Genomic DNA, 13,484 nt, shown 5'->3' on the forward strand with positions numbered 1-13,484 from the left:
TCAATTTAAAAATTCAATGTAGTTGCATAACAACAAAAAAGAGAAAAAAATGATGAAAGTGTATTTTGTTTCCGATGGAACGGCAATTACGGCTGAAGTGTTTGGTTCTGCGATGTTGTCCTTTTTTGATATCCCAATCGAGATGCAAAGCGTGCCTTTTGTAAATACCAATGACCAAGCTAATGGATTAAAAAGACAAATTAATCTAGAAGTGGCGAATGGCAATGGGCCATTGGTGTTTTATACGATTTCTGACATCTTAATTCGTGAGATTATTCAGTCTTGTGATGCCCACTGCTATAATGTGTTTGGTGATCTCCTGTTACCCATTGAAAAAGCCTTGGGTGTGAAAGCGCAGCCGACCGCTCAAAAGGCCCATGGCATGAAAGCGGGGGCTTATGATGCTCGCATTGAGGCGATTAACTATGCCTTAGCGAATGATGATGGCGCATCGATCAAAAATTTCGATCAAGCGGATATTATTTTATTGGGGGTGTCTCGATCAGGGAAAACACCAACCAGCTTGTACCTTGCCATGCAGTACAGTATTAAGGCGGCGAATTATCCGATTACAGAAGATGATTTTTCCGCGCCAGGCTTGCCAAAAGTGCTTCGTCCTCATAAGAAAAAATTATTTGGTTTAACTATTGATCCCGATAGATTGCACGAAATTCGTACAGGACGTATGGCGTCTAGTAAGTATGCTTCGCCACGTCAGTGCCGTTATGAATTAGAGGAAGTGGAGTCTTTATATCGACAAGAGCGGATTCCTTTCTTGAATTCTACGCGGTTATCGGTGGAAGAAATTTCCGCCAAAGTAATGGCCGAAATGCATTTAGTACGCCATAGGCAGTGAATTTGACCGTAAAACCTATCAGTTAATTCGATGGGTTCTTGTTTTTTGTGGGTTATTTAACCGGATTTGACGCAAAAAAGTGCGACGCTAGCTTAAAAGCATCACAATCAATCGGTATAAAGACCCTCAAGATTAGCGAATGAGGGCGTTTTGTTGTTCTATTACACATAGAACGAGAACGTAGGGTTGGCTATTTCGAGTTGGCTTGTGCAGTTTATGTGAACAAGTGCGCTAAGCTAAAGAGTATTGGCGGAGAATGCTCTATAATGACAGCCTCCCTAGACAGGTCAGCGACTTGTTAAGCGGCTAACTAGAAGAAACACTAGACGGCATAAGACTATAGAGGAACAGGGCGCTGCAGATTATAAGGTGCCAATACCCATATTTTCAAAAGGCTGCATCTTATTGGACAAATCAAGGATAAAAATACATTGAGTGATAAAAAAATTAACGACCCACACCAGCAGCGCGAAGCCTCTAAATACGATAATCCGGTACCGAGCCGCGAGTATATTCTAGAGTTTCTGGCGACCCAGAACAAAAGCCTTGGTCATTTTGACCTGTGTAAAGCCTTCGGTTTGACAGGGGAGGACGAAATTGAAGCCCTTCGCCGTCGATTGATCGCCATGTGCCGCGATAGCCAACTAGTTAGTAATCAACAAGACGAATACACCCCCATTTTAGAAAGTGACCTGATTGAAGGTTATGTGCAAGGTAATAAAGAGGGCCATGGCTTCTTATTGCGCCCAAGTGATGATGATATCTTCTTATCGGCCCGTCAGATGCAAAATGTGATGGATGGCGATAAGGTGAAAGTGCGTCTGTCTGGCCGAAGTGTAAAAGGCCGTTTGGATGGCGTTGTGGTTGAGATATTAGAACGTAAGCACAGTCAACTGGTTGGTCGCTATTATTTAGAAAAAAATGGCGAGGAGAGGCGTACGGCTTTTGTTACACCAGAAAACCCACGTATTTCTCAAGATATTCTCATTACCAAAGACTCTGGTTTAACCCCTACTCATGGACAATATGTGTTGGCGGAAATTGTCAGTTATGCAGAACGTGGCAAACCAGCACAAGGCATCGTGAAGAAGATTCTCGGTGACTTTATGGCACCAGGGGTTGAAATTGAAGTGGCGATGCATCGTTATGAAATTCCTAACGAGTGGCCAGCGGCCGTAGAGCAACAGATTAAGCATTTCAGCAGTGAAGTGGCCGAAGAAGATAAAGCGCACCGTGTGGATCTTCGTGATACACCGTTTGTCACTATTGATGGTGAAGACGCGCGCGATTTTGATGATGCTGTCTATTGTGAAAAGACGCCAGGCGGTTGGAAGCTCTTGGTGGCGATTGCCGATGTGTCCCACTATGTGAAAAAAGACACTGCCTTGGATGAAGAGGCGATTGTGCGTGGCAACTCGGTGTATTTTCCTGGTCGTGTGATTCCTATGCTGCCGGAGATTTTGTCGAACGGTCTGTGTTCTTTGAATCCAGATGTAGATCGTTTGGCGATGGTGGCAGAAATTTCGTTGACGTCTCGTGGTAAGATGCGTGGTTACAAGTTTTACGAAGGTTTGATTCGCTCCCATGCCCGTTTGACCTATACCAAGGTCGCAAAAATGATTTCATCAGAGCCCGATGAGCAAGGCTTAGAGTTGCGTGAACGTTATGCTTCTATTGTGTCGCACATTGATGATTTAAGCGGCTTATATCAAGTATTGAAAGGTGCTCGGGATGAGCGGGGCGCGATGGAGTTCGATACCATTGAAACGCGTATGGTATTCGATGAAAACTCTAAGATTGAGCACATTGTTCCGGTAGAACGTAATGATGCCCATAAACTGATCGAAGAATGTATGTTGTGTGCCAATGTGGCGGCCGCAGAGTTATTGATTAAAGCGGATTTGCCTGCCTTGTTTCGTGTTCATGAAGGGCCAAAAGAAGAACGTTTGTTAACCCTGCGTACTTATCTGGGTTTGCTCGGTTTGGAATTAACGGGTGGCCTGAAGCCGACACCAGATGATTACGCCAATCTAGCAGAACAGATTAAAGATCGAGCGGATGCTCGCAGTATTCAAACCATGATGCTGCGTTCTATGTCCCAAGCGGTGTATCAAGCAGATAACATGGGCCACTTTGGTCTGAATTACCCTGCTTATACCCATTTTACCTCGCCGATTCGTCGTTACCCTGATTTGTTGACCCATCGAGCCATTCGTTACTTGATTCGTGGCGAAGGTCGCCCTGTGGTGCGTCAAGCGCATCGCGTGGCGGGTAGCCCAACGATTAAGGAGCGCAAAATCTATGGTTATGATCATGCGGATATGGATGGTTTAGGTGACTCCTGCTCGATGACAGAGCGTCGCGCTGACGAAGCCACGCGTGATGTAGAAGCCTGGTTAAAATGCCAATACGTTGAGCAGCATTTAGGTGATGCCTTTGAGGGGGTGGTGACGGCCGTTACCTCGTTTGGTTTGTTTGTGGAATTACAAGGTTTGTTCGTTGATGGGCTGGTGCATATTTCTGGGCTCGGTCAGGACTACTTTGTCCATGATATTGAACATCAGGCGATTATAGGTGAACGGACTGGGCGGGTATTCCGTCTTGGTGACACGTTAAAAGTGCGTGTATCCAGTGTCAATCTTGAGCAACGTAAGATTGATTTAAGCCTAGACGAAGCCAAACCACGTCAACGTCACAAGGTAGAGCGTAACGATTTAACTGAGCTAGAAATGCAGCTTGCCCAGTTACCACCCATAGAATTAGGTGGCCGTGGTAAGCCAAAAAATCTTCCCAAAGACGAGAAAGCCGCTTCTTCTAAAGAAAATAAAGGTAAAGGAAGTAAAGGCGAGAAAGACGGTGTACAGGCAAAATCGAAAAAGCGCCGTACACCTTCCAAAGGCAAACGCGTCCGGCAGAAAAAGTCGTCGTCGGCTGATGCAAAGTCTACAGCGGCGGCAGTGAAAAAACCTAAGAAAGCCAAGAAGAAAGTCAAAAAGAACAATGCTAAGCCACGTGCGCGTGATTAATTGATTGATCGAGTAAAAGGTAAAAATGTCTGATTTAGAATGGATCTATGGTATTCACGCTGTTGAAAATGCGTTGTTACAACAGCCTGAACGGGTCAAAGAAGTGCGCTTTCAAGAGGGCCGTGATGATAAAAAGACACAGCGTCTCGTTCAGCTGTGTAAAACCCATAAAGTGCGTTACAGCTTGGTGGCTCGTCGTGAGTTAGATCAGTTGTTTACGAAGACCAAAGAGCGAGTGGTTCATCAAGGTGTCGTGGCCTATACCACCCTGACCAAAGCGGGCAATGAGGCGGATCTGCATAGCTTGGTTGCTGGCTTAGATGAAAATCCGTTGATTATTATTTTAGACGGTGTGACCGATCCTCATAATTTGGGGGCGTGCTTGCGTAGCGCCGATGCCGCCGGAGCTCATGCGGTGGTCATGCCAAAAGACAACTCTGCCCCGATGAATGCCACCGTCAGTAAAGTTGCCTGTGGGGCCGCAGAAAGCATCCCTGTTTTTGCGGTTACCAACCTTGCTCGTACCATGAAAAAGCTACAAGACCAAGGGGTGTGGATATTTGGTACGGCTGGTGAAGCGACGCAAACAATTTATGAGCAAGACTTGACGATTCCGACGGCCATCGTGATGGGGGCAGAAGGAGAAGGCATGCGACGTCTGACCCGTGAACAGTGTGATTATCTGGTGAAGCTACCAATGGCCGGTGTGGTGTCAAGCTTGAATGTCTCTGTGGCAACGGGGGTTTGTTTATATGAAGTGGTTCGTCAACGCGCTGTGAAAGCGCTGGCTTAAGGAGACGGTTCGGTGTTCGAGCAATTTGATATTTCGTTGCCTTCGTTGGAGTTAAAGGCAGCTTTACAACATAAAATCGATTCCAAAACCAAACCTGTTGGAGCGTTGGGGGAGTTGGAAAGCATCGCTTTTCAATTGGGGGCGATTCAAAATAGCCTGACACCGGATGTCTCAAAACCCCAAATGATCGTCTTTGCTGCTGACCATGGCGTTGTTGATCAGGGGATCAGTTTGTTTCCACAAGAAGTGACACCGCAAATGGTAATGAACTTCTTAATGGGTGGGGCTGCGGTCAGTGTGTTTTGTCAACAGCATGGTGTGCCTCTGCGAGTGGTTGATGTGGGCGTTAAGTCAAGCATTGATGATCACCCTTTGCTTGGTCAGCGCAAAGTGGCGTTTGGCTCGAAAGACTTTAGCCAACAAGCAGCGATGACGACTCAAGAGCTAGCAAGAACGATCAGCGCGGGAGTCGATGAAGCCGATTTGGCGATTGATGCTGGTTGCAATCTGCTTATGTTTGGTGAAATGGGCATAGGTAATACCTGTGTTTCCTCTTGTTTGATGAGCGCAATGACCAGTCTTTCGGCGAGTCAATGTTCTGGTCGGGGAACGGGGCTAGATGATGCCGGCGTGTCACATAAGGCGCAAGTCATTGAGGCGTCCATTCAACGCGCGGAAGAAGAGACAGGCATGTCTGCGGCAAAGTGGAGTCCACAAACCTTAGCTGAGCAGCTTGGTGGCTTTGAAATCATTGCCATGGCAAGTGCCATGCTACAAGCGGCCCATAGACAAACTGCGTTTGTGGTGGATGGCTTTATTTGTACTGTGGCGTTCTTATTCGCTCAAAAAGTTGAACCTAATGTGCGTCACTATGCGATGTTTGCGCATCAATCCAATGAAAAAGCCCATCGATTGTTACTGGAACAGCTAAAGGCTGAACCCATTTTATCGTTGGATTTACGTTTGGGTGAAGGCTCCGGTGCCATTCTTGCTTATCCTTTGATTCAAAGCGCCACTGTCTTTTTGAATCAGATGGCAAGCTTTGAAAGTGCCGGTGTCAGTGGCCAATCCTAGCGAAGTAACCATATCAGTAAGATAAATTGTCTATAGGAGACAGTGAGTGGGTCAGTTCACTCCTTATTTAGAAGGGCTTAAACGCAGCATTGTTACCTACACACGTCTTCCTTTTAAGGTGGATTGGGATGAGAAAGAGCACACTCCAGCGGTGTGCTTTTTGCCATGGGTTGGCGTGTTGATCGCGGTATTAAGTGCTTGGCCCTTGTTGTTTGATGGGCTAAGTGCTTCATTACAGGCCTTGTTCATGTTACTTAGCGCTGTGCTGTTGACCGGTGGGTTTCATGAAGACGGCTTGATGGATGCTTGCGATGGACTGGTAGGGGGCTGGACCCAAGAGCAGCGCCTTTCTATCATGAAGGATTCGCGCATTGGTAGCTATGCAGCTCTCGCCATTTGGTTTGTGATGATGCTGAAATGGTTGCTGTTAACACAAATTTTATCGACGATTACCTCTTTGCATGATGGGGCGTGGTCTAGCTTATTGATTTGGATTGCTGCTCATACAATGGCTCGGGTGATGCCGATAGTGATCATGAATTCGCTGGACTATGTGTCCACTGGACAGAGCAAAGCGCAGACGATGATTGCAACGCTAAAAGGGAAGGAATGGGGGATTGTTTTTCTACCTTGTATTCTGCTGTTGTTGTTTGATTTTTCCTACCTGCTGAAAGCAATTTGCATCTTAGCTCTATTTACCCTTGGCACACATTTTTATTTGAAAAAGAAAATTGGCGGTTTTAATGGCGACACATTGGGGGCGACGGAGCAGATAGGTGAAGTCATCCTGCTGTTATGCGTGTTAGGCGTGTTTGTATGAAACTGCTGTTGATTCGTCACCCTAAGCCGGATGTACCAACGGGGCTGTGTTATGGCGCGACCGATGTGCCGTTATTGGAAGGTTGGCAGGAGTCAAGCCTAAGATTGCAATCCTATCTTGATGACCGTTTAGCGCATAAGAAGGTGGCCTTTTATCATAGTCCATTAAGCCGAGCAGCTGAGTTGAGCCAGCTGTTAAGTCGAGGCACATCTTCTTGTGCGGAAGCGTTGAAAGAACTGGATTTTGGGGAATGGGAAAACCAGTTTTGGCAAGCGATACCTAAAGAAGCGATCGACTCATGGATGGAAGACCTGGCTCAATCCGCTCCCTATCAAGGGGAGTCTCTGGAATCCTTGGCGAAGCGAGTCACGAGTTGGTGGCAATCGGTTCAGGACAAAGAGCTGGACGCTTGTGTTGCAGTGACACATTCAGGAGTGATTAAGGTGCTTGTTAGTTTATTGTGCCAATGGCCATTAGCTCAGTGTCACCGTATTGATGTGGGCTTTAATAGCGTGACGGAACTGACTATTCGCGGTGAGTTTATTACCCTTAACCGTTTAGGGGCAGGTGATTGGGTGTCTCGTTAGTCACACTATTTGTTAGAAACGAACATTGGCCTGCGCTTGTCGGCCAGTAATTATTCTATAGAGACTAAAAAATTAATGTTGTTATATATTTTAGGCATGGTGGGTATCGCGGCCTTTGCCATTACGGGCGTGATTTCCTCCGGGAAACGCGATATGGACCTATTCAGTGTGGCACTGATTGGCATGGTGACGTCCCTTGGCGGAGGAACGATTCGGGATGTGATCTTAAGAGTTAATGAGGTGTATTGGGTGAAAGACCCTTCCTATTTATGGGTGGCCTTTCTGTCTTCTGCCTTTGCTTTTTTTGCGGTTCGTATCATTGAAGATCGCCAGCAAGTCTTCCATTATGCAGACTCTTTTGGTTTGGCTTTGTTTACGGTGATTGCGACGGAGCGAGTGCTCGCCCTTGGTTTTTCTCCAGTGATTGCGATTACCATGGGAGTGATTACTGGGGTGGCTGGTGGCATTATTCGTGATGTATTGAGCCATCGTCCACCTTTGATATTAGGCCGTGAGTTTTACGCCACGCCTGCTTTTTTGGGGGCACTTTTGTTTGTTATCTTGCAGAAAAATATTCCTCATCATGAATATAACTCGATTTACGCGGCCTCTTTGATCTTTATACTGAGGTTGTTTGCTATTCACAAAGGGCTGTATTACCCAAGTTGGCTGCTTTATAAAAAGAAATAATGTGAATCAAAAAGAGACCAATTATGTCAGAGCAAGAGAAACCATCGACTCCAGTTGTGGAACAAGCGGATAAAAATGAAGCGCGCTTATTAAAAAAGAAGGAAGTGGTGGATAAGCGCATTGCGGCGGCCACACAAGAACGTGGCGTCACGATTTTGTTAACCGGCAATGGTAAAGGTAAAAGCTCCAGTGCGTTTGGTACGATGGCGCGAGCTCTGGGACACGGACAGCGTTGTGCCGTGATTCAGTTTATTAAAGGCCGCAAAGCCACAGGTGAGCAGCTTTTTTTCGGTGACCATCCAAGCGTCGAATTTCATGTGATGGGTCATGGTTTCACATGGGAAACTCGCAACCCTGAATTGGAAAAAGAAGCGGCTGAGCAAGCCTGGCAATTGGCGAAAGAGATGTTATCGAATCCAGATATTCATTTTGTTCTATTAGATGAAATTACTTATATGTACAAATACGGTTATTTAAATGATGACGATCTTATTGAAGCATTGAAAAACCGACCTCAGCATCAAAATGTGATGATGACTGGCCGTACTGCACCAAGATCCTTGTTAGACAGTGTAGACACGCACAGTAAAATTGCTAATGAGCGTCATGCATTTGCCAATGGGGTAAAAGCGCAATCAGGCATCGAATGGTAGCGCTCTTGCGCGCGCACCTATCGTCTTAAGTTTGTCCAACAAGGTCCAGTGCCTTGCTGGATGGATCACCTTTCCATCCATAGCCTCTTACTTTTCTTTCTAAACCGCTTCGGGCGCCCAGTGCCAATACGCTTCTTTAAACAATGCACACGATCATCGCTTTGTTTGATGATTGTTTTCCTTCTGATAGCAAAATCAAATGAGATTTATTATCAAAAAGAGTGGATTTTTTATTGTTTTTAAATGATAATAATTCTCATTAAGTTGCTCTGATAAACTCATCTTACACGATAGGTAGAAAAGACGATGCAATACTGGGAAAAGTTAACAAGGCAAGCGAATCAAGCCCACTCTAATCACGCTTTTTTAGAAGCGGTGGATTTTAACCAACAAGCGCTTGATCAACTATTAAAACGTTTTGAGGAGGACTTCCGTCTGGATCCAGAGTCTGTCGTGGCGGCGATGGCGGTTAGTTACCTTAATATTGCAGAGTCTTATACCGGGCTAGGGAATGTGGTTGCTGCCAATCGGCAATTTGAAAAGGCCATTGATTTTTTACAAGCTGTGGTTGCGAGCCCTGATTTAGCTATAGAGCAGCGTGATCTTATCCTTCAGACGGTAAACCATATTCGTTTTGAGTGGGAATTGTTCACGCAAAGCTGTGGAAAGGAGACAGTGGTTAAGCGTTCTAGTTTGCTTCGCCCGCTTCCTCAAGCGGATCCTTCCGCGTTAACAGCGACGTTTCATTAGGAGAATAATATGAAAAGGCGAAGTGGTTTGATCAGAGAAAAAGGCATGCTATTTCTCCTTATTCTGGGATTTAGTCCTCTAGCTTTTGCATTAGCGGATGGGCAAATACATCAATGGAAATTGCTGCTACATGATTTTTTAGTGTGCCTTGCTGGGGCTTTTATTGTCTCTGGTTTTGTCTATAAACAGTGCATTCGAGGTCGTAAGCATCATGAAAAAAAGCATGGACCTCATCAACAAAAAAGGAGTCATAGAATATGTTGCATTGGGTAATTCTTTTGTTAGATAAAGTGATTGGTTTTAAAACGGCCAAAGCGCACAGTATTACGGTCTCGGATATGGCTATGCAGGCGGCACAGAGACGGCACCGTATTGAGAGCCAATCTTCTTTTTGCCGGACAAAGTAACAGAGATGGTTGCCGCTAAATGGAATCTTTCGTTATAGCGTTAGACGATAGACTTGGTGAACGAGGAGGTTATTTATGTTTCGCTTAATGAAAATCGAGGGGCAAAGCATGGCTCCCTACTTGCATCATAATGACTTTGTTTTAACGAGCCGCTGGTTTCTCTCATGTTGTATTGGAGATGTTGTCGTCGTCGATCATTTTTTGTATGGCATTATCATAAAGAAAATACGTCATATTGCGCCAGATGGTCAGTTATGGCTTATTGGGGAACACCCGACTAGCTTAGAATCGGAGCGTATTGGCTGGGTTTCTCCTCGACGTGTATTGGGCAAGGTTGTTTTCCGTATATGCGCGAATCATAGGAAACAAACTGACGGCTAGTGATGTGTCTGCTTGTCTCTGCATAGAATGCCTGTACAAAAAAGTGTACACTTTTTACAAATCGAACGATTTTGTCTTATCCGGCTCTCTTGGTCTCTTCCTTCCTATTCACTAAAATTCACTCCTCATTTTGCCCTTTTACCATGTGATTTAAATAGAGAAAACTATGTCCTGTTCTACTGTTGCTCCAGCTTCAACTAAACGCCATACCCGCCTAGAAGATGCTCTAGCGGTTCTGATTGGTACCTTGATTATTGCGTTAGGTGTCAATTTGTTTGCACAGGCGGGTTTGCTAACAGGCAGTACGGCTGGTATTGCTTTTCTATTGAGTTATACCACTTCGGTAAACTTTGGTGAGGCGTTCTTTTTCGTCAATATTCCTTTTTATTTGATTGCCATTCGGCACATCGGTTGGGAATTTACGCTCAAGACGTTTGCGTCGGTGTTTTGCTTGTCTTTTTTTTCTGAAGTGACGCCTCGGCTTGTTTCCTTTGCGAGCGTTCAGCCAGTGTATGCGGCGGCAGTTGGCGGTTTTTTGATGGGCGTCGGTTTTTTGATGCTGTTTCGTCATGATGCCAGCTTGGGAGGCATTAATATATTGTCACGCTTCTTAGCGGATAAATATGGGTGGTCTATTGGCAAGTTTCAGATGCTGGTCGACTTGACCATTTTAACGTCTTCACTGTTTATCGTGGATATCTCTCTGGTGGCCATTTCGATTATTGGTGCCGTCGCTTTAAATATGATCATTGCAGTGAATCACAAACCTGGCCGTTACTTGGGAAATGTCTCTGCTTAGCCATCATTGGCATCGAGTGTGTTAACCACCTATTTTATTATGTTTTTTTAATAAATGAGTGCGGCGATTTCCTATGTGGTCGCGCTCAGGTATTATAGAGGCATTGTGATAAAAGAAGGAAACTTGGTTTGGAGCTGCTCAAAGTTGATGATCTTAAGCCTTACCTTAATGACCTAATTGAATTGCTGTGTGATGCAGTTGATTCTGGGGCTCCCATTGGTTTTTTACCTCCTATGAGTGAGTTGGAGGCCAAGTCTTATTGGTTAACCGTGAATGACGATTTAAAAGTTAACCTGAAACAAGTTTTATTGGTTCGTGAGGATAATAAAATCGTCGGTAGCGTACAAATTGGTATGTCGCCTAAAGCCAATGCTTTACATCGCTGCGATATTGAAAAGCTGATGGTGCATACCCAAGCTCGAGAACATGGCTTGGGAAGTATGCTCATGAAAGGTGTGGAGCGCGTTGCGGCGGCCATGCAGCGCCAATTGCTGATATTGGAAGTACGCAGTGATGATGTGGCCCATGACATGTACATCAAACTTGGTTATATTCCCTTTGGTGAAGTGCCTGGCTACACCCGTAGCGCCAATGGTGCATTACACAACGCCACTTTTTTTTATAAAGAAATTGAACCCACACACGAAGTATTCTCGTAACTGTATATTCACCCATAGCCATAGGCGATCTCTTGAGACTTGATTTTTATTTATCCCATGTGACAAACCTCGCTCGTAAAGCGTCTAAAGTAGCGATCTCTAAAAGTCGTGTAACAGTAAATGGTGAGGTGATTAAAAAAGCCAATTACCCAGTAGAGGAGAAGGATGTCATTTGTTTGGATGCTGTACCGCTGGCTTGGCCTTCTGAAGGCTATTATTTAATGAACAAGCCTTCGGGCTATGTGTGTGCCACGCAAGACGCCGATCACCCCATTGTCATAGATTTACTGGGGACGCATTTAGGTCAACCGCTGAAAGTGGTGGGGCGTTTAGACAAGGATACAACGGGGTTGTTGTTGTTCACGACCGATGGACAATGGCTACATCGTATTACCTCACCAAAAAGTGTGTGCCAAAAGCGTTATCGTATGACGTTGGCTGAACCGATTGATGATCATGCGCTTAAGCAGTTAGAAGAGGGGGTGATGCTCAATGGCGAACAGGTGCCAACTTTACCCGCTAAAGCCGAGCGTATTGCGGAAGCAGAGATTTTTCTGACGATTCAAGAAGGGAAATACCATCAGGTCAAGCGTATGCTAGCAGCGGTAGGAAACCGGGTCGAAACCTTGCATCGTGATCGAATTGGTCCTTTGGTGTTGGATGAGGGGTTACAGCCAGGTGAGTTTCGCGAGCTGACAAAAGACGAAGTGGCGTATTTTTAAACCTGTATCTGTCTACCTGTTTCATACAGAGGGTTTGAAATAAGATTAGCGCTCAATTAACAAGCGCCATGTTCCATCATTGAGTAAGAGAGAATCCAGATGAGTAAAGAGTTGACGATGGACGAACGTGTCCAACTACTTATTGCACCAGATAGTGAGCGTTTAGCGTATTTTGTCGAGCAAGCGAAACAAACACAAACCATTTGGAGTCTCAGTAACGAAGAAGGCTTCGTTATGGTAGAAACAGATGATGGTGATTGTGTTATGGTCTGGCCTGATGAAGCATTTGCCAGCCAGTGGGCGGTAGAGGATTGGGATGACTGCGAACCCGTTGCGGTTGAGCTGGCGACGTTTACGGGCCAATGGTTGCCTAGCCTAATGCAGGACAATATTATGATTGCCGTCTTCCCAAATATTGAAGATGAAGGCAAACTATCGACTGCTCAAGAATTAAAAGCACTTTTAGAATAGTTTACTGACACAGAGCACGTGGCTAGGTTTGGCCTACTTCAGTGCTTTGCGTTTTGTACTGGTCAGAAGGTAAAGCACAGACAGTACAAAGTAATATCTTTTTAAAGGTAAGCGTATTTTTTAGATGATTTACTAACAAAGATGATATCTATCTAATGCGGCTAATAAAGGCTGTGGTAGGATGAGGTGTCATCTTTAAAAGGAGTGCACCATGACTATGTCTACCGATACATCGCAAATATCCAATCAAATTAAAACCATTTTAGAAACTGCCACAACGTTGCAGTTGGCGACATTATCTTTACAGAACCGTCCTTTTTCTTCTTATGCCCCCTATGCTTTGGGCGAGAACTGCTTTTATTTATTAGTCAGCGAGCTTTCTCCTCATACTCATCATCTGCATAATAATCCGATTGGTTGTGTAATGATTGTTCAAAAAGAGTCTGAGTCGAATAATCCTTACTTACGTCCTCGTGTTCAATACGATGTGACAGCGGAGTTTATTGAGCAAGATAGTGAAGAGTGGGCCATGGGGATTCAGCTGTTAACGGAGCGTTTTGGTGAGACTGTGACGACATTAGTTGCCCAGAAGGATTTTTACTTGGTTCGCTTAGACCCAGAGAAAGTAAATTTCATTCAACAGTTCAAAAACGACCATGTTATTGATGATAGTGTGCTTTATTAAAAGGTATAGACGATTTTCATTATTTTTATTGTGAAACTTTCGTTGCACTTTAATGCTTAGGCTGAATAGGATAATGAAGTCAGTAACATAGGGTTTATGTAGAGAGCAAGT

16 protein-coding genes are annotated in these 13,484 nt (G+C 44.9%); all 16 read left to right on the top strand.

All coding sequences use genetic code 11. From position 1 onward, the window contains the following. Positions 1-49 precede the first annotated feature (49 nt). The 16 genes from ppsR to AC0VYG_RS05895 all read left to right on the top strand — a co-directional run bounded on the left by ppsR (position 50) and on the right by AC0VYG_RS05895 (position 13,373). Positions 50-856 carry a posphoenolpyruvate synthetase regulatory kinase/phosphorylase PpsR gene (gene ppsR, locus AC0VYG_RS05820; protein ID WP_475431375.1) on the top strand — a complete coding sequence of 269 codons (807 nt, stop codon included), beginning with the start codon at positions 50-52 and terminating at the stop codon, positions 854-856. A gap of 431 nt (positions 857-1,287) precedes the next feature. Then, the gene (gene rnr, locus AC0VYG_RS05825; protein WP_475431376.1) at positions 1,288-3,882 is read left to right on the top strand and encodes a ribonuclease R; all 2,595 of its coding nucleotides are present in this window, start codon (positions 1,288-1,290) and stop codon (positions 3,880-3,882) included. Between the two features lie 25 nt (positions 3,883-3,907). Continuing rightward, complete coding sequence (rlmB, locus tag AC0VYG_RS05830) at positions 3,908-4,675, top strand: 23S rRNA (guanosine(2251)-2'-O)-methyltransferase RlmB (protein WP_067018758.1); 768 nt, start codon at positions 3,908-3,910, stop codon at positions 4,673-4,675. A 12-nt stretch (positions 4,676-4,687) separates the two neighbouring features. After that, complete coding sequence (gene cobT / locus AC0VYG_RS05835) at positions 4,688-5,749, top strand: nicotinate-nucleotide--dimethylbenzimidazole phosphoribosyltransferase (protein WP_475431377.1); 1,062 nt, start codon at positions 4,688-4,690, stop codon at positions 5,747-5,749. A gap of 46 nt (positions 5,750-5,795) precedes the next feature. After that, positions 5,796-6,569: an adenosylcobinamide-GDP ribazoletransferase gene (locus AC0VYG_RS05840; protein WP_475431378.1), complete on the top strand. Its 774-nt coding sequence runs from the start codon at positions 5,796-5,798 to the stop codon at positions 6,567-6,569. Further along, positions 6,566-7,156, top strand: a complete 591-nt coding sequence (locus AC0VYG_RS05845; RefSeq protein ID WP_475431379.1) for a histidine phosphatase family protein — start codon at positions 6,566-6,568, stop codon at positions 7,154-7,156. The genes AC0VYG_RS05840 and AC0VYG_RS05845 overlap by 4 nt, the downstream gene beginning before the upstream one ends. Positions 7,157-7,231: 75 nt before the next feature. Further along, positions 7,232-7,846 carry a trimeric intracellular cation channel family protein gene (locus AC0VYG_RS05850; RefSeq protein WP_475431380.1) on the top strand — a complete coding sequence of 205 codons (615 nt, stop codon included), beginning with the start codon at positions 7,232-7,234 and terminating at the stop codon, positions 7,844-7,846. 23 nt (positions 7,847-7,869) lie between these two features. After that, positions 7,870-8,499 carry a cob(I)yrinic acid a,c-diamide adenosyltransferase gene (gene cobO / locus AC0VYG_RS05855; RefSeq protein ID WP_475431381.1) on the top strand — a complete coding sequence of 210 codons (630 nt, stop codon included), beginning with the start codon at positions 7,870-7,872 and terminating at the stop codon, positions 8,497-8,499. Between the two features lie 306 nt (positions 8,500-8,805). Further along, positions 8,806-9,249: a tetratricopeptide repeat protein gene (locus tag AC0VYG_RS05860; RefSeq protein WP_475431382.1), complete on the top strand. Its 444-nt coding sequence runs from the start codon at positions 8,806-8,808 to the stop codon at positions 9,247-9,249. A 257-nt stretch (positions 9,250-9,506) separates the two neighbouring features. After that, the gene (locus tag AC0VYG_RS05865; RefSeq protein ID WP_475431384.1) at positions 9,507-9,656 is read left to right on the top strand and encodes a hypothetical protein; all 150 of its coding nucleotides are present in this window, start codon (positions 9,507-9,509) and stop codon (positions 9,654-9,656) included. 75 nt (positions 9,657-9,731) lie between these two features. Next, complete coding sequence (locus tag AC0VYG_RS05870) at positions 9,732-10,037, top strand: S24/S26 family peptidase (RefSeq protein WP_475431385.1); 306 nt, start codon at positions 9,732-9,734, stop codon at positions 10,035-10,037. Positions 10,038-10,203: 166 nt separating this feature from the next. Next, complete coding sequence (locus AC0VYG_RS05875; protein WP_475431386.1) at positions 10,204-10,836, top strand: YitT family protein; 633 nt, start codon at positions 10,204-10,206, stop codon at positions 10,834-10,836. Positions 10,837-10,964: 128 nt separating this feature from the next. Next, on the top strand, positions 10,965-11,495 hold the full coding sequence (locus AC0VYG_RS05880; RefSeq protein WP_475431387.1) for a GNAT family N-acetyltransferase: 531 nt from the start codon (positions 10,965-10,967) through the stop codon (positions 11,493-11,495). A 32-nt stretch (positions 11,496-11,527) separates the two neighbouring features. Continuing rightward, positions 11,528-12,217, top strand: a complete 690-nt coding sequence (locus AC0VYG_RS05885) for a pseudouridine synthase (protein WP_475431388.1) — start codon at positions 11,528-11,530, stop codon at positions 12,215-12,217. 99 nt (positions 12,218-12,316) lie between these two features. After that, positions 12,317-12,688 carry a DUF2750 domain-containing protein gene (locus tag AC0VYG_RS05890; protein ID WP_475431389.1) on the top strand — a complete coding sequence of 124 codons (372 nt, stop codon included), beginning with the start codon at positions 12,317-12,319 and terminating at the stop codon, positions 12,686-12,688. A gap of 211 nt (positions 12,689-12,899) precedes the next feature. Further along, entirely contained in the window at positions 12,900-13,373 is a 474-nt protein-coding gene (locus AC0VYG_RS05895) for a HugZ family pyridoxamine 5'-phosphate oxidase (protein WP_475431390.1), read from the top strand. The last annotated feature ends 111 nt before the right edge of the window (positions 13,374-13,484 follow it).

Source organism: Marinomonas sp. 63XJN7_7_ISO-PGPR-S23-202 (assembly GCF_056173505.1).

Excerpts from the sequence above, each read along its gene's own strand:
- ppsR (WP_475431375.1), top strand. The coding sequence starts at position 50 with ATGATGAAAGTGTATTTTGTTTCCGATGGAACGGCAATTACGGCTGAA.
- rlmB (WP_067018758.1), top strand. The coding sequence starts at position 3,908 with ATGTCTGATTTAGAATGGATCTATGGTATTCACGCTGTTGAAAATGCG.
- AC0VYG_RS05845 (WP_475431379.1), top strand. The coding sequence starts at position 6,566 with ATGAAACTGCTGTTGATTCGTCACCCTAAGCCGGATGTACCAACGGGG.
- AC0VYG_RS05850 (WP_475431380.1), top strand. The coding sequence starts at position 7,232 with ATGTTGTTATATATTTTAGGCATGGTGGGTATCGCGGCCTTTGCCATT.
- cobO (WP_475431381.1), top strand. The coding sequence starts at position 7,870 with ATGTCAGAGCAAGAGAAACCATCGACTCCAGTTGTGGAACAAGCGGAT.
- AC0VYG_RS05860 (WP_475431382.1), top strand. The coding sequence starts at position 8,806 with ATGCAATACTGGGAAAAGTTAACAAGGCAAGCGAATCAAGCCCACTCT.
- AC0VYG_RS05865 (WP_475431384.1), top strand. The coding sequence starts at position 9,507 with ATGTTGCATTGGGTAATTCTTTTGTTAGATAAAGTGATTGGTTTTAAA.
- AC0VYG_RS05870 (WP_475431385.1), top strand. The coding sequence starts at position 9,732 with ATGTTTCGCTTAATGAAAATCGAGGGGCAAAGCATGGCTCCCTACTTG.
- AC0VYG_RS05875 (WP_475431386.1), top strand. The coding sequence starts at position 10,204 with ATGTCCTGTTCTACTGTTGCTCCAGCTTCAACTAAACGCCATACCCGC.
- AC0VYG_RS05890 (WP_475431389.1), top strand. The coding sequence starts at position 12,317 with ATGAGTAAAGAGTTGACGATGGACGAACGTGTCCAACTACTTATTGCA.
- AC0VYG_RS05895 (WP_475431390.1), top strand. The coding sequence starts at position 12,900 with ATGACTATGTCTACCGATACATCGCAAATATCCAATCAAATTAAAACC.